The following is a 24279-nucleotide window of genomic DNA, read 5'->3' as shown; positions in this document are numbered from 1 at the left end:
GTGCTGTGGTTGTCGCCGTGGTTGCGCGGTCTGGCCCGCGTGCAGGTCGACGCGTTGGCGGCGCGCGGGGTAGAGACGCTGCTGATCACCTCGGACCAGCACCCCGAGACCCGTGGGGCCGCGCGGCCGGACGAGATCGTCGTCCGACCCTCACCCAAGCGACCCGCGTCGTGGCCGGAGTTCCGCCAGGCCTGGCAACAGGCCCGGCAGTTCGCCCCGGACGTCGTCGTGGCCGAGCTCGTGCGCGACCCGCGCTGGAGTGTCTTCGCGCGGCTCGCACCCGTCGTCCACGCCGTCCACGACGACGAGCCGCACGACGTCTCCGAGCGCCCGCCGCCCTGGACACGCGCTGTCGAGGGCACGTGGCAACGCAGCGCCGCCCAGACCGTCGTGTTCAGCGAGTACGTCGCCGACGTCATGGCCGTGCGCGGGGTCGAGGCGACGGTCGTGCCCCTCACCTCGGACCTGCCCGACACCGCCGTCCCGGAGCTGGTGCCGGCCGATCGACGCCGCGACGTCGTCCTGGTCGGGCGGTTGCTGCCGTACAAGAACGCGCCGGTCGCCTTCGCCGCCTGGGAGCGTCACCGGACCGGCCCGGCGTTCCGCGGCGACCGGCTGGTGCTCGTCGGCGGAGGTGACCCCGGCCCGCTGCCCGCAGGGGTCGTCCACCGCGAGGGGACGTACCGGTACGACGACGTCGTCCCGACCCTCGCCGCGGCCAAGGCGTCCCTGGTCCACTACCGGCACGCGTCGCAGAGCGGGACCCAGCTGCTCGCCATGCAGCTCGGGGTCGCACCGATCGCCTCACCGCGCGGGGCGTTGTTCACGACCCAGCCGCCGGACGCGCCGGTGGTCGACGTCGACGACGTGGACGGTCTCGTGGCGGCCCTCGACCGGTTGGCCGACCCGCTCGTCGCCGCCGAGGTGGGCACCGCCGCCCGTCGCCACTACCGCGACCACCACGCGGTCGACCACGCCGCGGCCGCCTGGCTCGAGGTCCTCAGCCGCGCGGCGGGGTGAGCCCCGCCCAGATCCCGGTGAGCCGCTCCCACCACCCGGCGGCGTCGAGCGTCTCGACACTCGCCCGGGCGCGATCGGCGATCGCCCGCCGGCGTTCCGGGTCGTCGAGCATCGCCCGCAGCGCCCGGGCGATCGCCTCGGGGTCACCGACGTCGACGAGGACACCGTTGTCGCCGTCGTGGACCAGGTCCGGCAGGCCGCCGACCGGCGTGACGATCGGGACGAGTCCGAACGCCATGGCCTCGATCAGGGCCATGGGCAGCGCTTCGTCGTAGCTCGGCAGGACGAACACCTGCGACCGGGCCAGCAGGTCGTCGCGCGCCGCGGGCTCCAACCAACCGTGCACCTCGACGGTCCCGGTGAGCCCGAGCGCCTCGACGTCGGCGCGGACCTGCTCGATCTCGCCGTCGCCCGCGGTGACCACGTGCAGGCGCGCCCGCTCGTCCGGCGTCAACCGGGCCACCGCCGCGACCAGGTCGCCGACGCCCTTGCGTTCGCCGTAGCGCCCCAGGAACACCACGCCCATCGGGGCGTCGGCGTCGGAGTCGGGCCAGGCGCGGGTGTCGTCGGGCAGGCTGGCCGGGTTCGCGACCTCCTCGACGTGCTCGGGGGCGACGTCGAGGCGGTGGCGGTACACCTCGCGCTGCGACGGGCTCAGCACCACGACGGCGTCGGCCTGCAACGTGCGACGGGTGAGCCGCCGGGCCGTCGCCGACAGGCCGTCGTACCAGGTGGCGAAGTTGAAGCTGTGCGCGTGCAGCACGACCGGCACGCCGCGGCGGCGGGCGAGCGCCATCGGGATCGCCTTGCGGGCCACGCTGCCGCCGTGCGAGAGGTGCACGTGCAGCACGTCGACCTCGCGGCGGCGCAGCAGCAGGCCCACGCGGGCCACCCCGGTCACCCAGGTGACCAGCCGCCCGAGCGCGCCGACGTCGCGGTAGGTCGGCACGACGGTGAGCGCGACGGACGGGTCGGCTGCGGCCTCCAGCGCCATCAGCCGGACGACGCTCGCCATCCCCCCGCGGCTGTCGGGGCCGGCCGGGGCGTTGCCCACGACCACCACGCGGAGTGGCCGGTCCGGGGTGCACGCGTTCACGATGGCACCAAACTAGGCCCACGGTCGTTACAGTCACGTTCCCGGGTCCGATGCCGTGACCCGACGTCCGTTCTGCTCCGGGAGTGCCGCGTGAGCCCTGCTGTCCGCCGCCGGATCCCCGCGTGGGCCGTGGCCGCGTTGGTCGCGGGTTCCCTGCTCGTCTCGCTCCAGGTCTCCGCGCCGAGCCCGGCGGGGGCGACGCCCGCCGCCACAGCGCCCGCGATCGACCTCGGCAGCGGCTTCGTCACCCTGCCCAGCGAGGCCACCCGGTGGGTCGCCGCCCACCCGGACGACAGCCGCACGCCGCGGATCCGGTCCCGGATCACCAGCCGACCGGCCGCGCTGTGGCTGACCGGCCCGGAGAGCTACCCCAACCTCACCGACGCCGTGCGCCGCGCTCGCGCCGCGGACGGCACGCTCGTGCTGACCCTCTACGACATCCCCGGCCGCAACGACGGCATCGCGCCACCCTCGACGGTGACCCCGGCGCAGTACCGGACGTTCGTCGACCGGGTCGTCGCGATCCTCGGCACCACCCGCGCGGCCGTCGTGGTCGAGCCCGACGCGCTGTGGTTCGTCGACCGCCAGACCCCGCCGGGGACCAAGGCCTACACGCAGCGGATGGCCTCGCTGCGCTACGTCGTCGACACGTTCACCGCCCGGGCGCCCGGCAGTCGGCTCTACCTCGACGCCGGCACCTCGTCGGGCTCGGTGACGCCGGCCCGCATGGCCGCGCTGCTCGACGCCGCGGGGGTGGCGAAGGTCGGCGGCTTCGCGGTCAACGTCAGTTCGTTCGCCCCCAACGGCGAGATCGAGCCGTACGCCGCGGCGGTCCGCTCGGCCCTGCGCACGCGGTTCGGACTGACCGACCCGCGTTTCGTCGTCGACACCAGCCGCAACGGCAACGCGACGTGGGACGGCACGTGGTGCAACCCCGCCGGTCGACGTCTGGGCGTGCCGCCGGCGCTCTACGTCGACGCGACCGGGCTCGACGCCACGCTGTGGGTGAAGCAGCCGGGGACGTCCGACGGCGACTGCGGCAACGGTCCGGGCAGCTACGGCGGCCAGTTCCTGCCGGCCGTGGCCTACCAGCAGGCCCGCTGAACGGGCGCCACCCCCGTCCCACACCCCGGTGTTTTGAACCTGTTCAAACGTCAGGCATCATGGGCTGCGTGCCATTCCTGGGTCACAACCCCTACGAGGGGCTCGACGTCAGCCCCGACGCCACCGCGTCCCTGCCCACCGCTGCGGCCGCCGCAGCCGACCCCATCGCCCGCGCCCGGGTGACGGTCCACCGGTACGCGGTGGACGCCGTCGACGAGGCCATGCTGGTCGACCTGCTCGGACTCGGCGAGACCGAACCCGCCTGAGGTCGGTCGTCCTCGGCTAGAGCTTGTGCCAGATCGCGTCGCCGACGGCGAAGGCGGCGTAGCAGAGCAGACCGATCGCGACCACGGTCAACAGGTACGGCCCGTACGACTCGTCGGCCACCGACCGCAGCGCGGCGTCGACGCCACCCGCCTTGTCGGGATCGGCCGTCACGGCCGCGGCCACGACGAGGATGCCCGCGAGCGCGAAGACCACGCCACGGGCCGTGCTGCCGATGACCCCCAACGTCACGACCACCTTCTCGGCCTGCTGGTTGCCGTGGAACTCCAGGTCGTCACGGAAGGACCGGCGCGGACCCTCGGACGCGAGGTACGCCCCGATGCCGAAGACGACGACCCCGACCAGGCCGACCAGGAACCGGCCCGCGGGCCAGTCCTGCATGACCCGCGCCGACAACGTGCGGTACTTGTCGCCCTGCTGCGCCTTACCGGGATCACCCGCGGCGATGTTGGCCGAGATGATCGCGATCGGGATGTACGCGACGCCCTCGAGACCGGACTTCAACCGGCCCTTCCAGTCCCGCTCCCCCGACGACGTCCCCGCGACGAGCTCGGACAGGCGCCACAGCACGTAGAACGCGACGCCGACGACCAGCAGCCACAGCACGAACTTCCCGGCCGGTTGCTGACCCAGGGCCGTCAACGCCCCGGCCTGGTCGGCGTCGTCGGGTTGCGACCCGAAGGCCAGCTGCAGCACGACGACGGCGAGCGCGCCGTAGACGACCGCCCGCGACGCCATCCCGACCCGCGCCAGGGCGCGCCCCACCGGGCTGCGGCGACCGCGACGGACCTGACCCTCGACCTGGTCCGAGACGTCGCGCTCGGTGCCTGTGTGGGGATTCACCCGGACGTCGTTCCCACTTCGAAGCGCACCGGCACCTCGTCGGGCTTGCGGAACACGAGACCGTGCGGGCGGGGCACGTCACCCGCCGCGCGGAGACCAGGCAGGCCGTCGAGGACGGCCCGCACGGCGCGGCGGGCCTCGAGCCGGGCGAGGTCCATCGCGATGCACACGTGGGGCCCACGGGCGAACGCCAACTGCTGGCGCAGGTCGGGTCGGGTCGGCAGGAACCGGTCGGGCTCGGCGAAGACGGCGGGGTCACGGTTGGCGCCCGCGATCGACACGCGCACCAGGTCGCCGCGCGGCACGGTGACCCCGGCGATCTCGACGTCGGCGGTGGCGTAACGGTCCACGACGGCCGCCGCGGGTTCGAGCCGCAACGACTCCTCCACGACAACCGCGTCGAGCGACGGGTCGGCGGTGACCGCGCTGCGGACGTCGTCGTGGTCGAGCAGGTGGACCAAGGCGTTGGCGATCATGCCTTCGGTGGTCTCGATGCCGCCGAACATCATCACGGCGGCGTCGGCCACGATCTCGTCGGTCTCGAGCGCCCCGACCGCTTCCCCGAGCAACGAATCGGTGTTGCTCACTGCAACGGTGACGTGTTCGCGCAGTGCCGTCATCGCGGTCGCGGCGTCGGGCGCCGGGCGGCGGCCGGCCGTGATGTCGGAGACGGCCTGCACGATCGCGGCGTACCAGCGCAGGACGGTGGCGGAGTCGGTCGGTGGCAGTCCGAGGACCCCCGCGACCACCGCGACCGACAGCGGCCCGGCGACCGCCGCGCGCAGGTCGGCGTGTCCGTCGGGGCGGATGCGGTCGACCAACTCGGCGGCCAGGGTGTCGACCCGACCCGCGAAACGCCCCTCGACCCGCGCGGGGCGGAACGGCTCGACGAACGGTGCCCGGTGCCGACGGTGGGCGGCGCCGTCGAGCGACAGCATGCTGGGGCCCACGACCTGCGCGGTCGAGAACCGCGGGTCGTCGACGGTGAAGGAGCGGTCGTCCCGCATGACCGCGACGGCCGTGGCGTGACCGGTGACCAACCAGCCGTCGATCGCGGGCAACCGGGTCAGCGGGGCGTCGCGACGCAGTTCCGCGAGGACGTCCGCGGCGCGGGGCCCGGCGAGGTCGTCGAGGGTGACGGTCGCGGGGTCCACGGCGCGGAGCGTAGCCAGCTGGTCGGGTGGGGCTCTTCCGCCGCGGCGCGGATGCGGGTAGACCGGGCACCGTGGCTGCAGCGTGGCGCCGTTCCCTCGTCCTCGTCCCGATGCTCGTCGCGGGTCTCACGGTCTCGCGCGCCGTGGCCGCGTCCCCCGCGGAGGCAGCACCGGGCGCGCCACCCGCGGCGGCCACGTCCGGGCTCACCCCCGACCAGGCCGCCGAGCTGCTGCAGATCGCCCGTGACACGTGGCGTTTCTTCGGCGCCGACGTCGACCCGGTCACCGCGCTGCCGCTGGACCACCTCGGACCGGGCACGGTACGCGGGGGCTACACGTCGGCCGCGAACATCGGGGTCTACCTGTGGTCGGTCGTGTCGGCCGCCGACCTCGGACTGGTGAGCCGCGCCGACGCCACCGCGCTCGCGGCGAAGACCCTGCGCACCGTGGCCCGGATGTCACGCTCGCACGGGCTGCTCTACCAGTGGTACGACACCGCGACGGCCGCGGTCATCAGCAACCCGGGTGAGCCCGCGTGCCCGACGAACGGGCCGCGGGCGCGTGACAACTGCTCGTTCCTCTCGGCCGTCGACAACGGCTGGTACGCCTCCGGTCTGTTCGTCGCCCGCCAGGCGCTGCCCGGGCTGCGGCCGCTGATCGCGCGGCTCACGGCCGACCTCGACTTCTCGATCTTCTACGACGACCGCCCGCAGACGAACTGCAACGTCAACGCCGACCTGGGCGGGCAACCGACCGGCCAGCAGTACGGCGGGTACTACGTCGGTTCCGGCCCGGCCGACTACCACAACGGTGCGCTGTACAGCGATCCGCGGATCAGCATGTACATCGGCATGGGGCTGAACCAGATGCCGGGCGACGTGTGGTGGCGGACCTGGCGCACGCTGCCACCGCGCCGGTGCAGCACCGACCCGTCGAACGCGTCGCAGGGGCAGTGGCCGGCGGCCGGCAGGTGGGTGACCTACACCGATCCCCGTTCACACAAGGCTTTCAAGGTGTGGGAGGGGCACTACACCTACCCCGGCACCGACCTGGACTACCTACCGACGTTCGCCGGCGGCATGTTCGAGGGCCTGATGGCGAACCTGGTCGTGCCGGAGACGACGTGGGGACCGAACGGGCTCGGGCGGGCCGACGCACTCACCGTGCAGGTGCACAAGAGGTACGCGCTCGAGACGCTCGGGTTCCCGGTCTGGGGGTTGTCGCCGTCGAGCACGGCCGACGACACCGGTGGCTACGGCATCTACGGCGTCGGCGGGTTGCAGTTCCCGGCCCGGTCGCAGCTGGCCATCTGCCCGACCTGCGCGACCGAGACGGCCGTGACCCCGCACGCGTCGTTCCTGGCGCTCGACGTCGCGCCAGTCGCGGCGTACCGCAACATCGCGAACCTGCGCCGCCTGTACCCCGGCGTGTACTCCGCGAAGGGCGGGTTCTTCGACGCCGTGAACCCGCTGACCGGTCAGGTCGGCCACCGCCGGCTGGTGCTGGACCAGTCGATGATCATGGCCGCGCTGGCCGACGTCCTCACCGCTCACGGCGGCCCCCGCCGCTGGTTCGCGGAGGACCCGGCCTCGCACGCCGCCCGCACGTACCTCGGGATCGAGACGATGACGCTGTCGGGAGCGGGCCCGACACCGTGACCCGGGTCAGCGGGCGAGTCGGAGTCCGCTGTAGGTCCAGCGCGCGCCGGCCGGGTAGAAGTTGCGGTAGGTCAGGCGTTCGTGGCCGGGCGGGGTGGCCGCACACGCCCCGCGCAGGACGTGCTGGTCGCTCATGAACTTGCCGTTGTACTCCCCCAGTGCGCCGTCCGCGGCGACGAAACCGGGGTACGGCAGGTAGGCGCTCGCGGTCCACTCCCAGACGTCGCCGATCATCGCGTCGCCCGCGAGGCCGGGGTGCACCCGGTCCGGGTCGAGCAGGCCGCCCCGGCCGTCGGCGATCGGGCCGGCCGCGACCTCCCACTCGAACTCGGTCGGCAGGCGGGCGCCCGCCCACTTCGCGAACGCGTCGGCCTCGTGGAACGACACGTGCACCACAGGCTCGCCCCCGCGCACCGGACGCCGGCCCGACAGGGTGAACGTGGTCCACCGGCCGTCGTCGTCGCGCTCCCAGTAGCCGGGCGCCTCCAGACCCTCGGCCTGCACGCGACCCCAGCCGTCGGACAGCCAGTGCGCCGACGTGCGGTACCCGCCGTCGGCCATGAACTCCAGCCAGTCGGCGTTCGTGACCTGCCGGTTCGCGATCTCGAAGTCCTCGACGAACACGCGGTGCCGCGGGCCCTCGTTGTCGAACGCGAAACCCTCGCCGTCGTGGCCGACGTCGACCAACCCGCCGCTCACCGCCCGCCACGTCTGCTCCGGCGCGGGCACGTCGTCCTCGTCGGGGCGGTCGACGTAGACCGGTCCGAACGGCTGCGTCGAGAGCAGGTGCTTCACGTCGGTGAGCAGCAGTTCCTGGTGCTGCTGCTCGTGGTGGGTGCCGGTCTCGACCAGCGTCAACGCCCGGTCGTCGAGTTCGCCGGCGTCGAGCAACTTGGTGACGGCGTCGTCGACGTGGGCGCGGTACCGGCCGACCTCCTCGACGCCCGGACGGGTGACCAGGCCGCGGTACGGCCGCGGGTGCCGCGGACCGATGGCCTCGTAGTAGGAGTTGAACAGGTAGCGGAACGTCGGGTCGAACTCGGTGTAGTCGGGCCGGTCGCGGAGCACGAACTCCTCGAAGAACCAGGTGGTGTGCGCCCGGTGCCACTTCGTGGGGCTGGCGTCGGTCATCGACTGCGGGGTCTGATCCTCGGCCGAGAGCCTCGAGGTCAGGGTGTCGGTCAACGTGCGCACCTGCTCGAAGCGAGCGGCGACACGGGTCGGGTCGAGCGGTGTTGCGGGCATGCGGTCCTCCTGGACGAGACGCGCCTTCTGTGTCCCGTGGCGTCGACGCCACGCGTGTCTGGCGGCTCCGGGGCCGCACTGCCTCTCCGTTCCCCGGGTGACATCACCCCGGCTGCCCACCATCGTGCGCCTCGGGTCCGACAACGCGCCACGCTCCCGGCGTGTCGCGGCCGCCCCGGGCATCCCACCCGGCGCGCTCTGGCGCTGCTCGCGCCGGTGCGAGCAGCGCCAGAGCCGTGACGGCGCGGAAGGTGGTGTGAGCGTCACCGGCCGACCCGCGCAACAACGCCCGGACCACCATCCGCGTCCGTGTGCTGGTTCCCGGGGTGGATCGCGCGTGCATCGCCCCGGGAACCGACACATCGACCGGCTTCCGGACGGGTGGGGGGCAGGTGGGGCGGGTGGGGCTCGAACCCACGACCCAGGGATTATGAGTCCCCTGCTCTGACCGGCTGAGCTACCGCCCCGTGGGGCGTCAGCGTGCCACACGGGCCGCGGCGAGCCGGGCACGGCGGCGGTGCAGGTAGCGCTGTTCGGGGGCGCTGCGGGTGAGGCGGGCGGCGGTGGCGTAGGCGGCGTCGGATTCCTCGATCCGCCCGGCGGTCTCCAGCAGGTGGGCGCGGACGGCGTGCAGGCGGTGGTGGCGGGCCATGGCCGGGTCGTCGGTCAGCGGGGCGAGGCGGGCGAGGCCGGCGTCGGGGCCGGACACCATGGCCTCGGCGACCGCGAGGTTCACGGTGACGGCGGGGCCGGGGCGAGGGCGTCGAGCATGAGGTAGAGCTCGCGGATCTGCGGCCAGTCGGTGTCGGCGTACGTCGGGGCCTCGGCGTGGACCGCGGCGATGGCGGCGCGCAGTTGGTGCGGCCCGACGGGGCCGCGCGGGAGGACGGCCTCGACCAGCGCGACGCCCTCGGCGAGGAGGCTCGGGTCCCACCGCGTGCGGTCCTGTTCCGCCAGCGGGACCAGGTCGCCGGCCGCGTCGGTGCGGGCGGCGCTGCGCGCGTGGGTGAGCAGCATGGTGGCGAGCGCGCCGGTGACCTCGTCGTGGCCGGGCAGGGCGGCGTGCAGCTGCCGGGTCAGGCGGATCGCCTCGTTCGTCAGCGACACGTCGAGCAGTCGGTCGCCGCCGCTGGTCGCGTGTCCCTCGGTGAACACAAGCATCAGCACGTCGAGGACGGCGTCGACGCGGGCCGGCAGATCGACGGGTGAGGGAGCGAGCACGGGGGTGTCCTGGGCGGCGAGGGTCGCCTTGGCCCGGCTGATCCGCTGCCCCATCGTGCTCTCCGGCACCAGGAAGGCCGCCGCGATCTGCGCGGTCGTCAGTCCGCCCACGGCTCGGAGCGTCAGCGCGACCTGCGCCGGGCGGCGCAGCGCGGGGTGGCAGCACCACACGAACAACGCGAGCGTGTCGTCGCGGTCGGGGACGGGAACGTCAGCGCCCGCCGAGGTCTCCGCGTCCGCGGGGCGCGTGACGAAGTCGGCGAGCTCCCGGTTCGTCCGGGCGGTCTCGCTGCGCCGGGCGTCCACCAGACGCCGCGACGCGACCCGGATCAGCCACCCGCGCGGCCGGTCCGGGACACCCTCCACCGGCCACTGCCGCGACGCGGCGAGCAACGCCTCCTGGGTGGCGTCCTCGCACGCGGCGACGTCGCCGTGGCGCCGGACCAACGCGCCGAGGACGTGCGGCGTCTCGCGGCGCCACACGTCCTCGAGCGGGGTCACTGGTCGTCGCCGCCCGGCCACATCGCGGGACGCAGCTCGATCGTGTCGCCGGGACTGGCGAACTGCACGGCGATCTCCTCGGCGCGGGCCCCGTTCTCCACGTCGAGCAGGAAGAACCCGGCCAGGTGTTCCTTGGCCTCGGAGTACGGGCCGTCGGTCGGGGTGGTCGGGCCGCCTCCGGACCACCGGTAGAGGCGGGCGTTCGCCGGATCTCCCAGCGCCTCCCCGCCGACCAGTTCCCCGTTCGCCGACAGCTCCTCGAGCAGGGCGTCGAACTGTGCGGACATCGCCTCCCGCTGCTCCGCGGGCAGCTCGAGGAACTCCGCGTTGAAGTCGCCGGTCGGGTGGCCCCACGGCTGCGGGTTGGAGTGGATGAGCAGGACGTACTTCACGTCGTGTTCCTCTCGGTCGTGGGCCGCGACCGGTGCCGCGGCCTCACCGGAGACGTCGGAGCCGGTCGACGTCCTTCGACATCACCGCGCGGCCGTCACCAGTCGACCGGCTCGGCGAGCGCGACCGACGCCACCGACGTCAGCGGCAACGACGGCAGCAGGCAGGCCTGGTAGGCGTGGTAGACGTCGGGCTTGCCGTGCCAGGTCGTGCTCGACACCGTCATCTCGGGCGTGAGCTCGTGGTGCCAACTCCCCTGCCGCCGGTCGACGAAGTAGTCCTCGATCTCCCGCCACCACGACTGCGCGACCTCGGCCACCCGGTCGTCGCCGGTGCAACGGGCGAGGGCGTCGGCCGCGAGCACGCCTTCGGCCATCACCCAGTGCATCCGGGTGGTCGTGACGGGTGTGCCGTCCCAGTCGGTGGTGTAGACGAACCCGGGGTGGCCGTCGGAACGCCAGCCGTCACCGACGGCCTGGTCGAACAGCGCCACGGCCGACTCCACCAGCCACGCCGGCGGCTCGGAGGTCCGGGCCAGCGAGGAGTGCAGGTCGACGAGCAACCGGGACCACTCCAGACCGTGGCCCGGGGTCGCGCCGTACGGGCGGAACGGGTCCCCCGGGCGGTCGGCGTTGTAGTCCGGCAGCGGCGACCACTGCGCGTCGTGGTGCTCGACCACCCGCCAGTCGTGCGCGCGGGCCTCGGTGTGGATGAGGTGCTGCGCGATCGACAGCGCCCGCTGCCGCCACGCCTCGTCGCCCGAGACGTCGGCCGCGGCCAGGTAGGCCTCGACCGCGTGCATGTTGCTGTTGGCGCCGCGGTAGAGCTCGAGGTTGCCGAAGCTGTGGTCCCACGACTCGACCGCGCGGCCCTCGTCGTCGCGCCAGAAGTGGTCGAGCACGGTCCGCTGGGCCTGGTCGAACAACTCCGGCGCGCCGTCCACCCCCGCGGCGGTCGCACTGGCCGAGGCCAGCAGGACGAACGAGTGCTCGTAGTTCGCCTTGGTGGTGTCGGTGGGGCGGCCGTCGGCACCGAGGGCGGCGAACCAGCCGCCGTACTCGGTGTCGGCGTGGTCGTCGACCAACGACCGCACCCCGCGGGTGGCGAGATCGGCCGCACCGGGCATGCCCTGCCGCGCGGCGAGGCTCCACACGTGGGTCATCCGCGCGGTGATCCAGAGCTGACGGCCCTCGGACGCGTCGATGCCGCCGGTGTCGTCGAGCCACCCGAAGCCGCCGCCGGGATCGGCCGCACCCCGCCCGAAGTCGAGCAGGCGGGCGGCTTCGGCCCTGCGCCAGGCCGGGTCACCGGGACGTGCGTCGTGCGGGTTCACGGGACCGAACCCTACGGCCGCGCCCACCGCCGTCACGGCCAGCCTGGGATCCACGGTGCGCGGTCGGTGGCGACGTTGCCCCACGGGCCGCCGTCGTCGAGCCAGCCGGGGTCGTCGGGGCGCGCGTCGCGCCACCGCCAGGCCCGTTTGCCCGCCCGCACCTCGAGGACGACGGCGTGGGGTTGGGTGTGTCCGCGCACCAGCTGACAGCGTCCGTGACGGCCGGTGGCGACGCAGCGCATGTGCCGGTCGATCCACTCGGCCCAGGGCGCGGAGGTCGGGTACCCCGGCGCGCCCTCCCGGTCCACCGACACGGACATCAGTAGAACACGTGTTCGACTTTGCGTCCCGCTCGGTGGTCGGGCTCCGGATCGTCCGACACCCTGCCGAACACCCTGCCGAACACCCGGGGTGCGAGCACCGGGCCGAGCGGGTCCTGGGGCCGGAGACGCCGCTGCCCCTCCCCGCACGGAGCGGAAAGGGGCAGCGGTGGTGCGTCGGGGGACGTCAGGCGATGATCGCGCCCTCGGTCGCGCTGACGTCGTCCTTCTTGGCCCGGACGATCACGGCGGTCACGAGCGTGGCCGCACCGATGAGGATCGCGCCGATGAAGAAGGCGTGGTGGTACCCGGTGATGAGCGACTGCAGGTAGCTCATGACGTCCTGCGGAGCCGCCTGCTTCTGGACGATCTGCGCCTGGACCTGCGGGATGCTGATGCCGTACGAGTCGGCCTTCGAGTCCCGGGCGCTGATGAACAGCGTGGACAGCAAAGCCGTGCCGAGCGCGCCACCGACCTGCTGGGTGGTGTTGAGCATCGCGCTCGCCACACCGGCGTCCTGGCCCCCGATGCCGACGAGCGACAGGCTCGCGAGCGGCACGAAGACCAGCGCCATGCCGATGCTCATGATCAGCTCCGACGGCAGCACGTGCGCGGCCCAGGACGAGTCCTGCTCGAGCTGGGTCAGGTAGAACAGGCCCAGCGTGGCGAGCACGCCACCGACGACCATCAACGGCTTCGGACCGAACCGCGGCAGCAGCGAGCTGGCCAGACCGGCGGTGACGATGATGCCGCCGCTGAACGGCAGGAACGCGAGACCCGCCTTGACCGGCGAGTACTGCAGGTTGATCTGGAAGTAGTAGGTCAGGAACAGGAACATCGCGAACAACCCGGCACCGATGAGCAGCGAGGTCAGGTAGGCCGCACCGCGGTTGCGGTCGAGCACGATCCACAACGGCAGCAGGGCGTGCGGCGAGCGGGCCTCGACCACGACGAACGCCACCAGGGCGACCACGGCGATCGCGAGGCACACCAGCGTCGAGGTGGCGGTCCAACCGACACCCTCCTTGGCCGCCTCGGTGAAGCCGTAGACCAGCGCGACCAGGCCGCCGGTGATGAGCACGGCTCCGGGGATGTCGTACTTGGTGTTGCCCGTGGCCTTGCTCTCGTGCACCACGGCGAAGCCCGCGACGGCCGCGACGATCGCGATCGGCACGTTGACGAACAGGCACCAGCGCCAGTCGAGGTACTCGGTCAGCACGCCGCCGAGGATCAGTCCGATGGCGGCACCACCGCCGGAGATCGCGCCGTAGACGCCGAACGCCTTCGCGCGTTCCTTGGCGTCGGTGAACGACACCGTGATCAGCGACAGCGCGGCCGGTGCGAGGAGTGCGGCGAACGCACCCTGCAGGGCGCGGGCGCCGAACAGCATCCCGCCGTTGACGGCGGCGCCACCGAGCGCGGACGCACCGGCGAAGCCGATGAGGCCGATGAGGAACATGCGCTTGCGGCCGACGTAGTCGGCGATGCGGCCGCCGAGCAGCAGCAGGCTGCCGAACGCCAGGGCGTACGCGGTGATGACCCACTGGCCGTCGACCTGGTTCACGCCGAGACCGGTGGGCTTGGGCTGCTCGATGGACGGCAGCGCGACGTTCACGATGGACGCGTCGAGCACGACCATCAGCTGCGAGACGGCGATGATCGCGAGCGCGAGCCATCGGCGGGGGTCGGGCGCGGCCACGGGTGTGGACGCGCCCTTCGAGACGTCGACGCGGGTCGCGTCGTCGGGTACGGCGGTCATCTCGGGTCCTCTCGGGATCAGGTGGTTCAGACGTGCGCGACCGCGCGGCTGCCCGTGAGCAGCGGCAGCAGCACGGAGTCGACGAGTCGGCTCACGAACGGCTCGTCGACCGGCTCACCGGTGACGAGCAGTCGCATGAACACGACGGCGGGGACGAGGTCGACGACGACGTCGGTGTCGACCCCCGGTTCGATGTCGCCGCGGGCGACGGCCCGCTGCAGCCAGGCCGCCGCGGCTTCGCGACGGCAGGACACGGTCTGCTCGCGCACCATCGCGGCGAGCTCGGGATCCGAGCGCATCGCGCTCGCCAGGCCGACCATGAGGCCGGCGTCGTTCTCGGTGAGGTCCGCGACGAACGCGAGGATGCCCTGCACCATGTCGGTCCGCAGGTCACCGGAATCCGGCATGACCGACATCGCGAGCGGGCGGCACCGCAGGGCCTCGGCGACGAGCCCGGCCTTGCCGGACCAGCGCCGGTAGATCGTGGCCTTGCTCGCCTTGGCGCGGGCGGCGACCGCCTCGATCGTCAGCCGCTCGTACCCGGACTCGGCGACCAGGTCGCGGGTCGCGGTGAGGATGGCCGCCTCGCGCTCGGCGTCGCGGGGACGCCCGGTCCGACCACCGGCACACAACTGCACGACCGACCCCCTCACGTCACAGCGCCCGCACACCCCACGCCGGACGTCCGCCCACTCTGGCGGCTCCGACTTACGAAACGCAACCGTTTTGATTCGGTTCCGCTGTGAGCGAAGCTCACGGGACCCGAACCTGCCGCAGGGGTCTGACAACGGGTGCTCACCGGCCAGGTCAGGTGAACGGGTCATGAACGAGGGGTGACGCCTCGGTAGCCTGCGCAGCTGTGCGCATCACGCCCCGTGGGTCCGTCTTCTACGACTTGTTCACCGAAGCCGGGGCGAACATCGCGCAGGCCGCCGATGTCCTCGTCGTCCTCTCGAACCAGGACGCCGACCGCCGCTCGATCGCCGAACGCATGCGGGAGCTGGAACACCAGGGCGACACGGTGAGCCACCGGATCTTCCGGGAGGTCAACACCAGCTTCATCACGCCGTTCGACCGCGACGACATCTACCGGCTCGCGAGCGCGCTCGACGACGTGCTGGACGCCATGGAGGAGGTCTCGGACTTCATCGAGCTCGCCGACGTCGGCGTGTTGCCCGAGCAGGTCGGCGACCAGCTGCGCCTCGTGCAACGGTCCGCCCGGGAGACCGCGACGGCCATGAGCCGGCTGCGGACGCTGTCGGACCTGGAGCCGTACTGGATCGAGGTCAACCGACTCGAGAACGAGGCCGACCGCGTCCACCGCAAGCTGCTGTCCAAGCTGTTCAGCGGCATGTACGAGCCGCTCCAGCTGCTCAAGCTGCGCGAGGTGGCCGACCGGCTCGAGGACTCCTCCGACGCCCTCGAGCACGTCGCGCACGCGGTGGAGACCATCGCGGTGAAGGAGTCGTGACCCTCGCCCTCGTCGTCACGATCGTGGTCGTGGCCTTGGGCTTCGACTACACCAACGGCTTCCACGACGCGGCCAACGCGATCGCGACGTCCGTGTCGACCCGGGCGCTCACCCCGCGGGTGGCGCTCGCGATGGCGGCGCTCGCCAACGTCGCCGGCGCCCTCATCTCGACCGAGGTCGCGAAGACCGTCGGCTCCGGCATCATCGACCCGCCCACCGGGACCGACGGGCTGACCGTGGTCCTCGCCGCGCTCGTCGGGGCGATCGCCTGGAACCTGCTGACGTGGTGGTTCGGTCTGCCGTCGTCGTCCTCGCACGCCCTCATCGGCGGCCTGGTCGGCGCCGCCCTCGCCGCGGCGGAGACCGTGAAGTGGGCCGGGGTGTGGGAGAAGGTCGTGCTGCCCATGGTCGTCTCGCCCGTGATCGGACTGGTCCTCGGCTACCTGTTCATGGTCGCGCTGCTCTGGATCTTCCGGCGCGCCAACGCGCACCGGGCCGCCAGGGGCTTTCGCTGGGCGCAGATCGCCAGCGCCGCGGCGATGGCCTTCGGTCACGGCACGCAGGACGCCCAGAAGACCATGGGCGTCATCGCCCTCACGCTCGTGGTCTCCGGCCACCTCGACCCCGACGCCGGCATCCCGCTCTGGGTCATCCTCGCGGCCGCCGGAGCCATCTCGTTGGGCACCTACGCCGGCGGTTACCGCATCATGCGCACGGTCGGGCGCCGCATCTACGCCCTCACCCCCGTCAGCGGGTTCGCGGCCCAGACCGTCGCGAGCGGCGTGCTCATCGGGGCGGCGCAACTCGGCGTCCCGCTGTCGACCACCCACGTCATCAGCACCTCGATCATGGGCGTGGGCGCCACCCGACGGCTGTCGGCCGTGCGGTGGGGTGTGGCCCGCAGCATCGTCGCCGCCTGGGTCATCACCATCCCGGCCGCCGGGGTGGTCGCGGCCCTGGTGTACCTGCTGCTGCGCCTGTTCCAGGTCTAGGCAGAGGTCCCAGCGACACGTCTCCCCGTCACAGCCACCCCACGGCCCGCTCCGGGAACCACGACACGACCGCAGGTGTTGACCAGGCATGAGATCGACGACCAACGGGCTCAAGACCGCCCTGTTGCTCGGCCTGCTCTCGGCGATCCTCGTCCTGGCGGGCGGGGCGGTCGCCGGGCAGTCCGGGCTGCTCATCGGCCTGGGCCTCGCCGTGGTGATGAACGGCTACAGCTACTTCAACAGCGACAAGATCGCCCTGCGCAGCATGGCCGCCCAGCCGGTCACCGAGGCCCAGGCGCCGCAGCTCCACGCGACGGTGCGCGAACTGTCGGCCGCGGCGAACCAGCCGATGCCCCGGTTGTACGTCTCGCCCACCGCTGCCCCGAACGCCTTCGCCACCGGACGCAACCCGAAGCACGCGGCTGTGTGCGTCACCGAGGGCATCCTGCAGATCCTCACGCCCCGCGAGCTGCGCGCCGTCCTCGGGCACGAGCTGTCGCACGTCTACAACCGCGACATCCTCATCTCCTCGGTCGCGGCGACCCTGGCCGCGGCCATCACCGCCATCGCGCAGTTCGCGATGTTCTTCGGCGGCGGCAACGACCGTGACCGCAACCCCTTCGTCGGCCTGCTGATGCTGCTGCTGGGACCGCTGGCCGCGGGCCTCATCCAGCTCGGTGTGAGCCGCTCCCGGGAGTACCAGGCCGACGCGTCCGGCGCGCACCTCACGGGCGATCCGCTCGCCCTGGCCTCGGCGCTGGCCAAGCTGGAGCAGGGGACGAACGCGCGCCCGCTGCCGCAGGTGCCGCGGTTGCAGGACACCTCGCACCTGATGATCGCCAACCCGTTCGGCAGCCGGGTGCGGGGACTGTTCTCGACCCACCCGCCCATCCCGGACCGGATCGCGCGGCTCGAGCAGATCGCGCGGGAGTTGCCCTCGCTGGGACGCTGACCGCCGTGCCCGACGCCGTGTTCGACGATCCCCGCCTGGCCGCCGCGTACGACCCGCTCGACCCCGACCGCTCGGACCTCGACGCGTACGTCGCGATGGCCGAGGAGTTCGACGCCCACGACGTCGTCGACGTCGGTTGCGGTACCGGCACGTTCGCCCTGCGCCTCGCCGGACTCGGACACGACGTGGTCGGCGTGGACCCGGCGGCGGCGTCGCTGGACATCGCGCGGGCCAAGCCGGGTGCGGACCGGGTGCGGTGGATCCACGGTGTCGCGGCAGATCTGCCGTCGCTGCAGACGGATCTGATGACGATGACGGCGAACGTGGCGCAGGCGATCGTCACCGACGCCGACTGGTCGGCCACCCTCGCCGCCGCCCGGCGCGTCGTGCGTCCCGGCGGCCGGTTGGTGTTCGAGACCCGGGACCCGGCGGCGCAGGGGTGGCGCGACTGGACGCCGGACAGGTCACGCGTGAGCGCCGACCTCCCCGGCCGCGGAGTGGTCGAGAGCGTGCACGAGCTGCTCGAGGTGGCACTGCCGCTGGTCACGTTCACCGACACCATCCGGTTCCTGGCCACCGGCGAGGTCCTGACCTCGCGGTCGACCCTGCGCTTCCGGGATCGCGAGGAAGTCACGCGTGATCTGCGCGCCGCGGGTTTCGTCGTCGACGAGGTGCGTGACGCTCCCGACCGGCCCGGCCGGGAGTTCGTGTTCGTGGCGCGTCGGGATCAGGCCCCACCGGGCACGACGAACCCCGACTCGTAGGCGAGGACGACGGCCTGCACGCGGTCCCGCAGGCCGAGTTTGGCCAGCACCCGCCCCACGTGGATCTTGACCGTGCCCTCGGACAGGTGCAGGTCGGACGCGATCTCACGGTTCGACCGGCCGGCGGCGACCAGGCCGAACACCTCGCGTTCCCGGTCGGTGAGACCGACCAGGACGTCCCGGTCCGGCTCCGAGACCCCGGGCCCGGGCAGCAGCGGGGCGAAGCGGTCGAGCAGCCGCCGGGTGGCCTTCGGGGCGAGGACGGCTTCCCCGCCCGCGACGGTCCGGATCGCCGCCACCAGATCGCCGGGCGGGGTGTCCTTGAGCAGGAACCCGCTGGCCCCCGCACGCAGGCCCGCGAAGACGTACTCGTCGAGGTCGAACGTCGTGAGGATCAGGACCCTGGCCTCCGACCCTGCGGCCACGATCCGTTCGGTGGCGGCGATGCCGTCGAGCTTGGGCATGCGGACGTCCATGAGGACGACGTCGGGCCGGGTCGCGGCGGCCATCGCCACCCCGGCCTCACCGTCGGCGGCCTCCCCCACCACCTCGAGGTCGTCCTCGGCCTCCAGGATCATGCGGAACCCCATACGCAGCAGGGACTGGTCGTCCACCAGCAGCACCGACGTCACGAGACCTCCTGCAGTCGCATCGTCGCGGCGACCCGCCAGCCGCGGCCGTCGACCGGTCCGGTCCACACCTCGCCACCGAACGCGCTGACCCGTTCACGCATACCGGCGAGACCTCGGCCCGCCCCCTGGGTCGACGGGGTCGGGAGGTGGCTGCCACCGTCGTCACGGACGTCCACGCTCACCGCATCCGGTGCATAGTGCAACGACACCGACGCCGACGCACCCTGGCCGGCGTGCTTCATGGTGTTGGTCAACGCCTCCTGCACCAGCCGGTACACCGTGAGCTGGACGGCCGGCGGGACCTCGGGGGTCATGCCGTGGACCTCGTAGCGCACGGGTAGCCCGGCGTCGCGCACCCGGTGCAGCAGTTCGTCGAGATCGGACAGGTCGGGCAACGGGCGCCGCTCGTCGCCGTCAGCGGTGTCGTCGCGGAGCACCCCGAGCAGGCGGCGGGTGTCCGAGAGGGCCTCGCGCCCGGTGGCCGAGACGGTGCGCATGGCCTCGGCGGCCTGGTCGGGGTTCCTGGCCGAGGCGGCGACGGCGCCGTCGGACAGCGCCACCATCACGGTGAGGTGGTGGGCGACGATGTCGTGCATCTCGCGGGCGATCCGCGCCCGTTCGGCGGCGGACGCGATCGCGGCCTGCTGGTCTCGTTCGCGCTCCAGCCGGTCCGCCCGGGCCCGGAGTTCGGCGAGCAGCGTCCGGCGGGTCCCCACGTAGAGACCGACCGCGAGCGAGGCGACGAGCACCGCGGTGAACGCGATCGCCACGGCCCACCACTGGCCGTCGGTGTTGTACAGGTGGACCGCGGCGACGACGACGCCGAGTTCGAGGAAGCCCGCGGCGACCAGCGCGTCCCGGCGGGACTTCAGGGCGGCCACGGTGTACAGCCCGACCAGCAACGCGGGGGACACGACGTTGTCGCCCGCCCACCAGCCCAGCAGGGCGGCCAGGCCCCACTGCGCGGCGAAGACCTGGGACGGCCAGATCCGCCGAACCAGCAACAGCGCCCCGAGTCCGAACCCGACGAGGCCGCCGACGACGACGTTCGCCGACGATGCGGCGATCGCGCCGACGACCCCGATGCCGGTGACCACCAGCGCCACCAGCACGTCGAGCACCCACGAGCGCTTCCTCCGCGCTCGTGGGTCCTCGACCCGTGCCCAGGTGCTCATACAGGCAGTGTGCTCGACTCAGACGTCGCTGCGCCGCAGCCGGACGGCCGCCGCCACGAGCACCACGACGGTGTAGCCGACGAGCAGACCGAACCCGGTCCACGGCGCGAGCGCGTCGTCCGACATCGACAGGCCGAACAGGGCGCCGCCGGCGTTGTTCGGCAGGTACGGGGCGAACCCGTTGATGCTCTGCGGGAGGAAGTTGACGACGATCGGCACGACGAAGAACAGACCGACCACGGCGGCGAGACCGGCCGCGGTGTGCCGCAGCAAGGTGGCGATGCCCAGCGCGAGCAGGCCCGCCACGGTGACGTAGAGCGAGGACCCGATGACGTCACGGAGCACGCCGGGGTCGTCGAGCGCCGCGGTCGGGATGCCGCGGCCGGAGCGGATCGCCTGGCTGACGAAGAAGGAGACGAAGGCGGCGACCAACGAGACCGGCAGCACCACGACCGTGTAGACGGCCGCCTTGGCCCACAGCACCGGCAACCGCTTCGGCACCGCGGTCATCGACGTGCGGATCATGCCGGTGCCGTACTCGCCGCTGATCATGAGCACGCCGAGCACGGCCACGGCCAGCTGCGCGAACAGGACGCCGAACAACGACTCGGTGGCGATGTCGCTGGGTGAGACCGACACGGCGTCGCTCGGGGTGTTCGCCGCGACCAGGGCGCCGAACCCGACGATGACGAGCACGGCGACGCCGAGGGTCCACCACGACGAGCGCAGCGACCGGAACTTCGTCAGCTCCGAGCGGAGCACCCCGGTGGTGGTGACGCGCCCCGCGGACGTGGCGGGGACGGGGTGGGCGAGGGTGGCGGTCATCGGGCCATCTCCTGGTGGGTGTCGTGGTCGGCACCGACGGTGCGGTACTCGACGCTGTCCTGGGTGACCTGCATGAAGGCCTCCTCGAGCGAGGCCTGCACGGTCGTGAGTTCGAAGACCGGCAGGTTCGACTGCCAGGCGGCGGTGCCGATCTGCTCGGCGGTGAGGCCGGTGACCTGCAGGACGTCGGGGGCGTCGCTGGTGACGGTGACGTCCGGTGCCTGCAGCAAGGATCGCAAGGTCGGGGCCTCCGGCGTACGGACCCGGACCGAGCTGCCCATCGTCTGGGCGACGAACTGCTCGACGGTGGTGTCGGCGATGAGCCGGCCGCGGCCGACCACGACCAGTCGCGTCGCGGTCAACGCCATCTCGCTCATGAGGTGCGAGGAGACGAAGACGGTGCGGCCCTCGTCGGCGAGCGCCTTGAGCAGCGTGCGCACCCAACGCACACCCTCGGGGTCCAGACCGTTGACGGGCTCGTCGAGGATCAGCGTCTGCGGCCGGCCGAGCAGCGCCGCGGCGATCCCGAGCCGCTGCCCCATGCCGAGGCTGAACCCGCCGACCCGCTTGCCCGCGACCCCCGTGAGGCCGACGAGCTCGACGACCTCGTCGACGCGGCGGCGGCCGATGCCCGCGGTCTGGGCGACCGCGAGCAGGTGGTTGCGGGCCGACCGGCCGGTGTGGACGGCCTTGGCCTCGAGCAGCGTGCCGAGTTCGGCCATCGGGGCGTCGGACGACGGGTAGTGCTTGCCGTTGACGAGCACCCGCCCGCCGGTCGGCCGGTCGAGGCCCGCGATCATGCGCATGGTGGTGGACTTCCCGGCGCCGTTCGGGCCGAGGAACCCGGTGACGGTCCCGGGCGGGGCGACGAAGCTCAGGTCGTCGACCGCGAGCTTGCTGCCGTACCGCTTGCTGAGGTGCTCGACCTCGATCATGTCGGTGCGTCCCTTCGTGACTGGTTGACGTCGACGACACTGGTCGAGCCGATCCGTCCGCACATCGGCCTCGGGGCCACACCTCGGCGGTGCCGGTATGCCTCGGGGCATACGGCCGGGTACGACCTCAGGTCGGGTTCCGCACCCCGGCGCTCTGTGCCTCAAGGGGAAGATCAACTCGGCGTTCCGCCAAGTTGCTTGACGGACAACCATCTCCCGCGCAGAATCTGCGGTGCTGGAACCGAGCCGGTGCAGGGACGGGTCGCCCGCGGAGGCCGACGGCCCGTCTGGGACTGCTGTCCCCCGCCTGCAGACATCAGTACAACGAGCCCAGGCGAGTCCCCCGGGCGTGCGACCAGTCGCGTGCTCGCCAGGTTCCGCAGCCGCGAAACCGGTGGATGATGACGATCAAGGACGTCGACCACTTCCCCCTCGTACCGTCGGCCACACCGCTGTGCCGCCCCGACGACGCCATCGACCTGCTCTCGCGACTCGACGTCGCGGCTCTCGCCTTCGAGCGTGTCCTCGCCGAGGTGAGCGAACTGGCGTTGACCGCCGTGCCCGCGACCGGGTGCGCGCTCACCTACGCCGTCGCCCCCCGGTACCCCTCCGCCGAGGGAGCCCAGGTGGGCACGACGTCACCTCGCGTGGAGTCGCTCGTCCGTGCCGAACTCGACCTCGGGCGGGGGCCGGCGTCCGATGCGTGGGCGACCGGGCGCGGGACGCGGTCGGGCGATCTCGCGCACGACCTGCGGTGGCCGGGGTGGAGCCGTCGCGCGACGTCGTCGGGGATGCGCAGCGCACTCGCCACCGTCCTGCCCGGGCCCGGTTCCGGTCCGGTGACCCTGCTCTGGCTCGACGAGACCGCCGACCGGTTCGGCGTCGTGGACGAGGACGCTGCGCACCGGTTCGCGGCTGTCGCCGGGCCCGCGGTCCGCAGCGCCTCGCTCGCGACGGAGTTGCGCAGCGTGCGTGCCAACCTCGACCTCGCGCTGCGCTCGCGCGCGAGCATCGACCAAGCGATCGGGATCCTCGTCGCGCGCGGGGGTGGCACGCCGGAGGACGCGTTGCAGCGACTGCGGGCGCGCAGCCAACGCGAGCACGTCAAGGTGTCGGAACTGGCCCGCCGCACGGTCGAGGAGGCCGTGCGCCGCGGGCGCCCCGCGTCCGGGGCGGGTCTGGAACGCGGCACCACCTGACGCTTCCGTCAGCGGGGCGTCAGCACAGGCCGCCCAGCGCCTGCGGCGGGTAGTCGTAGGTCAGCACCGTCGCCCGCTCCCCCACCTCCGAGCCCCACCACGCCCGCGCGACCCGCAGCAGGAACACCGGGATGCCGACCAGGTAACGGCGCGCGAGGCGGCGTGGCTCCTGCGCCAGCCGGAACGCCCACTCGAGCCGCAGGGCACGCACGACCGCCGGAGCACGGACCACCTCACCCGCGGCGAAGTCGAGGAACGCACCGACCGACACCGCGAGTCGCACGCCGGTGTACTCGCCCCACTGCTGCACCCACAGCTCCTGACGCGGGTTCCCGAGCGCCACGAGCACGACGCCCGCGCCGCTGCGGCGCACCGCCTCGGCCGCGACCGCAGCATCGTGCGCGTACCCGTCCAGACAGCCCGCCACGCGCAGGCCGGGATGCTGGCGGCGCAACCGGTCGGCCGCGGAGGCGGCGACGCCGGGGCGGCCGCCGTAGAGGAACACCGAGTGCTCCGTGCCGATCGTCTCGAGGACCTGCGGGACGAAGTCGGTGCCGTTGAGGTTGGCGAGGAACGGCGCGCCGAGTGCGCGGCCCAGCAGTGCCACGCCGGCGCCGTCGTTGAGCACGAGGTCGGTCCGACTGAGGGCCGCGCGGTACCCGGGGTGGTCGCAGGAGAGGTTGAGGGAGTGGGCGTTGACGAACGCGATCCGCGCACAGCCCGGACGACGCACCAGTTCCTCGACGCGTGCGAGGGCGGTGGCGACGTCCACCCGGTCGATCCGGACCCCGAGCGCGACGAGCGGATCCGCGGGTGCGCCCGGGGGTCGGGACGCGACCACCCGATCGGGGACCGGCGCGGCCGCCGCCTCCGGGGCCCGCATCAGCCGGGTCGGGCGCAACGTCCGGTAGCCCAGCCGGCGGGTGGTGCGCTCGGTGGTGGGAGTGACCATCACCCGACCTCCGACATCCCGCCGGCGTGTGGACCGGCGGTGCGCAACCCGAGGGCGGCCCGCAGGATCGTGCTCGACGTGTGCACGGTGTACGGCAGGTACTCGATCCGCACCCCCCACGGGGCGAAGTCGCGCTCGAGCCGGTCGCCCATCGCGGTGCCCTTCCAGTCGTCGCCCTTGAACAGCACGTCGAAGTGCAACCGGTGCCACATGTCGACCTTCGACGGGACGTCCTCGAGCACGGCCTCGTCGACGTACCTGATCGCCGCCACCACGGCGAGGCGTTCCCGCTCGTCGATGACCGGTGTGCGCCCCTTCGCCGCGCTCACCAGGGCGTCGGACACGACGCCTGCCACCAAGCAGTCACAGCGCGCCGCCGCGTTGCGGACGACGTTGAGGTGCCCGACGTGGAACATGTCGAAGGCGCCGGGCGCGTACCCGATGACGGTCATC

At 72.8% G+C, this 24279-nt stretch carries 24 protein-coding genes, 1 tRNA gene and 1 pseudogene; 9 read left to right on the top strand and 17 right to left on the bottom strand.

What is annotated here, in order from left to right; translation table 11 throughout:
- Positions 1 to 1020: a glycosyltransferase gene (locus tag ACXR2U_RS09560; RefSeq protein WP_458824798.1), complete on the top strand. Its 1020-nt coding sequence runs from the start codon at positions 1 to 3 to the stop codon at positions 1018 to 1020.
- On the opposite strand, the gene ACXR2U_RS09555 is transcribed toward ACXR2U_RS09560, so the two are convergent.
- On the bottom strand, positions 1001 to 2116 hold the full coding sequence (locus tag ACXR2U_RS09555) for a glycosyltransferase family 4 protein (RefSeq protein WP_458824747.1): 1116 nt from the start codon (positions 2114 to 2116) through the stop codon (positions 1001 to 1003). The two genes, ACXR2U_RS09560 and ACXR2U_RS09555, sit on opposite strands and share 20 nt — an antisense overlap.
- A gap of 90 nt (positions 2117 to 2206) precedes the next feature.
- On the opposite strand from ACXR2U_RS09555, the gene ACXR2U_RS09550 reads away from it, so the two are divergent.
- Both ACXR2U_RS09550 and ACXR2U_RS09545 read left to right on the top strand, forming a co-directional pair.
- Positions 2207 to 3220: a glycoside hydrolase family 6 protein gene (locus ACXR2U_RS09550; RefSeq protein ID WP_458824746.1), complete on the top strand. Its 1014-nt coding sequence runs from the start codon at positions 2207 to 2209 to the stop codon at positions 3218 to 3220.
- A gap of 68 nt (positions 3221 to 3288) precedes the next feature.
- Entirely contained in the window at positions 3289 to 3486 is a 198-nt protein-coding gene (locus tag ACXR2U_RS09545) for a hypothetical protein (RefSeq protein WP_458824745.1), read from the top strand.
- 16 nt (positions 3487 to 3502) lie between these two features.
- On the opposite strand, the gene ACXR2U_RS09540 is transcribed toward ACXR2U_RS09545, so the two are convergent.
- Positions 3503 to 4348 (bottom strand): DUF1206 domain-containing protein, encoded by an 846-nt coding sequence (locus tag ACXR2U_RS09540; protein WP_458824744.1) that lies wholly within the window; start codon positions 4346 to 4348, stop codon positions 3503 to 3505.
- Positions 4345 to 5502 (bottom strand): cytochrome P450, encoded by a 1158-nt coding sequence (locus ACXR2U_RS09535; RefSeq protein ID WP_458824743.1) that lies wholly within the window; start codon positions 5500 to 5502, stop codon positions 4345 to 4347. The genes ACXR2U_RS09540 and ACXR2U_RS09535 overlap by 4 nt, the downstream gene beginning before the upstream one ends.
- A gap of 71 nt (positions 5503 to 5573) precedes the next feature.
- Here ACXR2U_RS09535 and ACXR2U_RS09530 point away from each other — a divergent pair, with 71 nt between their 5' ends.
- Complete coding sequence (locus ACXR2U_RS09530; protein ID WP_458824742.1) at positions 5574 to 7160, top strand: glucoamylase family protein; 1587 nt, start codon at positions 5574 to 5576, stop codon at positions 7158 to 7160.
- A gap of 6 nt (positions 7161 to 7166) precedes the next feature.
- On the opposite strand, the gene egtB is transcribed toward ACXR2U_RS09530, so the two are convergent.
- The 8 genes and pseudogenes from egtB to ACXR2U_RS09490 form a co-directional block, all read right to left on the bottom strand.
- Positions 7167 to 8405 carry an ergothioneine biosynthesis protein EgtB gene (gene egtB, locus ACXR2U_RS09525; protein ID WP_458824741.1) on the bottom strand — a complete coding sequence of 413 codons (1239 nt, stop codon included), beginning with the start codon at positions 8403 to 8405 and terminating at the stop codon, positions 7167 to 7169.
- 393 nt (positions 8406 to 8798) lie between these two features.
- A tRNA-Ile gene (locus tag ACXR2U_RS09520) sits at positions 8799 to 8872 on the bottom strand.
- An 8-nt stretch (positions 8873 to 8880) separates the two neighbouring features.
- Positions 8881 to 10148, bottom strand: a pseudogene (locus ACXR2U_RS09515) (RNA polymerase sigma factor).
- On the bottom strand, positions 10124 to 10519 hold the full coding sequence (locus ACXR2U_RS09510; protein ID WP_458824740.1) for a YciI family protein: 396 nt from the start codon (positions 10517 to 10519) through the stop codon (positions 10124 to 10126). The pseudogene ACXR2U_RS09515 and the gene ACXR2U_RS09510 overlap by 25 nt, the downstream one beginning before the upstream one ends.
- Before the next feature lie 95 nt (positions 10520 to 10614).
- Entirely contained in the window at positions 10615 to 11850 is a 1236-nt protein-coding gene (locus tag ACXR2U_RS09505) for an AGE family epimerase/isomerase (RefSeq protein ID WP_458824739.1), read from the bottom strand.
- Positions 11851 to 11882: 32 nt separating this feature from the next.
- On the bottom strand, positions 11883 to 12164 hold the full coding sequence (locus ACXR2U_RS09500; protein ID WP_458824738.1) for a hypothetical protein: 282 nt from the start codon (positions 12162 to 12164) through the stop codon (positions 11883 to 11885).
- A gap of 193 nt (positions 12165 to 12357) precedes the next feature.
- Positions 12358 to 13929 carry an MFS transporter gene (locus ACXR2U_RS09495; protein WP_458824737.1) on the bottom strand — a complete coding sequence of 524 codons (1572 nt, stop codon included), beginning with the start codon at positions 13927 to 13929 and terminating at the stop codon, positions 12358 to 12360.
- Positions 13930 to 13955: 26 nt separating this feature from the next.
- Positions 13956 to 14567, bottom strand: coding sequence for a TetR/AcrR family transcriptional regulator (locus tag ACXR2U_RS09490; protein WP_458824736.1), 612 nt, complete (start codon positions 14565 to 14567; stop codon positions 13956 to 13958).
- Between the two features lie 221 nt (positions 14568 to 14788).
- Between ACXR2U_RS09490 and ACXR2U_RS09485 the strand changes: the two genes are divergently transcribed.
- The 4 genes from ACXR2U_RS09485 to ACXR2U_RS09470 all read left to right on the top strand — a co-directional run bounded on the left by ACXR2U_RS09485 (position 14789) and on the right by ACXR2U_RS09470 (position 18108).
- Complete coding sequence (locus ACXR2U_RS09485; protein ID WP_458824735.1) at positions 14789 to 15400, top strand: DUF47 domain-containing protein; 612 nt, start codon at positions 14789 to 14791, stop codon at positions 15398 to 15400.
- The gene (locus tag ACXR2U_RS09480) at positions 15397 to 16392 is read left to right on the top strand and encodes an inorganic phosphate transporter (protein ID WP_458824734.1); all 996 of its coding nucleotides are present in this window, start codon (positions 15397 to 15399) and stop codon (positions 16390 to 16392) included. Before ACXR2U_RS09485 ends, ACXR2U_RS09480 begins: the two co-directional genes overlap by 4 nt.
- A gap of 88 nt (positions 16393 to 16480) precedes the next feature.
- The gene (gene htpX / locus ACXR2U_RS09475) at positions 16481 to 17344 is read left to right on the top strand and encodes a zinc metalloprotease HtpX (protein WP_458824733.1); all 864 of its coding nucleotides are present in this window, start codon (positions 16481 to 16483) and stop codon (positions 17342 to 17344) included.
- Between the two features lie 5 nt (positions 17345 to 17349).
- Complete coding sequence (locus tag ACXR2U_RS09470; RefSeq protein WP_458824732.1) at positions 17350 to 18108, top strand: class I SAM-dependent methyltransferase; 759 nt, start codon at positions 17350 to 17352, stop codon at positions 18106 to 18108.
- On the opposite strand, the gene ACXR2U_RS09465 is transcribed toward ACXR2U_RS09470, so the two are convergent.
- The 4 genes from ACXR2U_RS09465 to ACXR2U_RS09450 are packed head-to-tail and all read right to left on the bottom strand — an operon-like array spanning position 18072 to position 21675.
- Positions 18072 to 18740 (bottom strand): response regulator, encoded by a 669-nt coding sequence (locus ACXR2U_RS09465; RefSeq protein ID WP_458824731.1) that lies wholly within the window; start codon positions 18738 to 18740, stop codon positions 18072 to 18074. The two genes, ACXR2U_RS09470 and ACXR2U_RS09465, sit on opposite strands and share 37 nt — an antisense overlap.
- Complete coding sequence (locus ACXR2U_RS09460; RefSeq protein WP_458824730.1) at positions 18737 to 19915, bottom strand: sensor histidine kinase; 1179 nt, start codon at positions 19913 to 19915, stop codon at positions 18737 to 18739. Before ACXR2U_RS09460 ends, ACXR2U_RS09465 begins: the two co-directional genes overlap by 4 nt.
- 18 nt (positions 19916 to 19933) lie before the next feature.
- Entirely contained in the window at positions 19934 to 20740 is an 807-nt protein-coding gene (locus tag ACXR2U_RS09455; RefSeq protein WP_458824729.1) for an ABC transporter permease, read from the bottom strand.
- Positions 20737 to 21675 (bottom strand): ABC transporter ATP-binding protein, encoded by a 939-nt coding sequence (locus ACXR2U_RS09450; protein WP_458824728.1) that lies wholly within the window; start codon positions 21673 to 21675, stop codon positions 20737 to 20739. Before ACXR2U_RS09450 ends, ACXR2U_RS09455 begins: the two co-directional genes overlap by 4 nt.
- Positions 21676 to 22076: 401 nt before the next feature.
- Here ACXR2U_RS09450 and ACXR2U_RS09445 point away from each other — a divergent pair, with 401 nt between their 5' ends.
- Positions 22077 to 22874, top strand: coding sequence for an ANTAR domain-containing protein (locus ACXR2U_RS09445; protein WP_458824727.1), 798 nt, complete (start codon positions 22077 to 22079; stop codon positions 22872 to 22874).
- A gap of 19 nt (positions 22875 to 22893) precedes the next feature.
- On the opposite strand, the gene ACXR2U_RS09440 is transcribed toward ACXR2U_RS09445, so the two are convergent.
- Positions 22894 to 23826, bottom strand: coding sequence for a WecB/TagA/CpsF family glycosyltransferase (locus tag ACXR2U_RS09440; RefSeq protein ID WP_458824726.1), 933 nt, complete (start codon positions 23824 to 23826; stop codon positions 22894 to 22896).
- A complete protein-coding gene (locus tag ACXR2U_RS09435; protein WP_458824725.1) occupies positions 23826 to 24278 on the bottom strand; it encodes an adenylyltransferase/cytidyltransferase family protein in 453 nt (150 codons plus the stop codon). The genes ACXR2U_RS09440 and ACXR2U_RS09435 overlap by 1 nt, the downstream gene beginning before the upstream one ends.
- Position 24279: the final 1 nt, after the last annotated feature.

The organism is Jatrophihabitans sp. YIM 134969 (assembly GCF_054456675.1).
Note: the sequence above shows the minus strand (reverse complement) of the source record. Positions and strands in the feature narration are given on the sequence as shown.

Bases quoted from the DNA above. Each gene is read 5' to 3' on its own strand.
- egtB (WP_458824741.1), bottom strand. From the start codon at position 8,405: ATGCCCGCAACACCGCTCGACCCGACCCGTGTCGCCGCTCGCTTCGAG.
- ACXR2U_RS09495 (WP_458824737.1), bottom strand. From the start codon at position 13,929: ATGACCGCCGTACCCGACGACGCGACCCGCGTCGACGTCTCGAAGGGC.
- htpX (WP_458824733.1), top strand. From the start codon at position 16,481: ATGAGATCGACGACCAACGGGCTCAAGACCGCCCTGTTGCTCGGCCTG.
- ACXR2U_RS09460 (WP_458824730.1), bottom strand. From the start codon at position 19,915: ATGAGCACCTGGGCACGGGTCGAGGACCCACGAGCGCGGAGGAAGCGC.
- ACXR2U_RS09455 (WP_458824729.1), bottom strand. From the start codon at position 20,740: ATGACCGCCACCCTCGCCCACCCCGTCCCCGCCACGTCCGCGGGGCGC.
- ACXR2U_RS09450 (WP_458824728.1), bottom strand. From the start codon at position 21,675: ATGATCGAGGTCGAGCACCTCAGCAAGCGGTACGGCAGCAAGCTCGCG.
- ACXR2U_RS09445 (WP_458824727.1), top strand. From the start codon at position 22,077: ATGACGATCAAGGACGTCGACCACTTCCCCCTCGTACCGTCGGCCACA.
- ACXR2U_RS09440 (WP_458824726.1), bottom strand. From the start codon at position 23,826: ATGGTCACTCCCACCACCGAGCGCACCACCCGCCGGCTGGGCTACCGG.
- ACXR2U_RS09435 (WP_458824725.1), bottom strand. From the start codon at position 24,278: ATGACCGTCATCGGGTACGCGCCCGGCGCCTTCGACATGTTCCACGTC.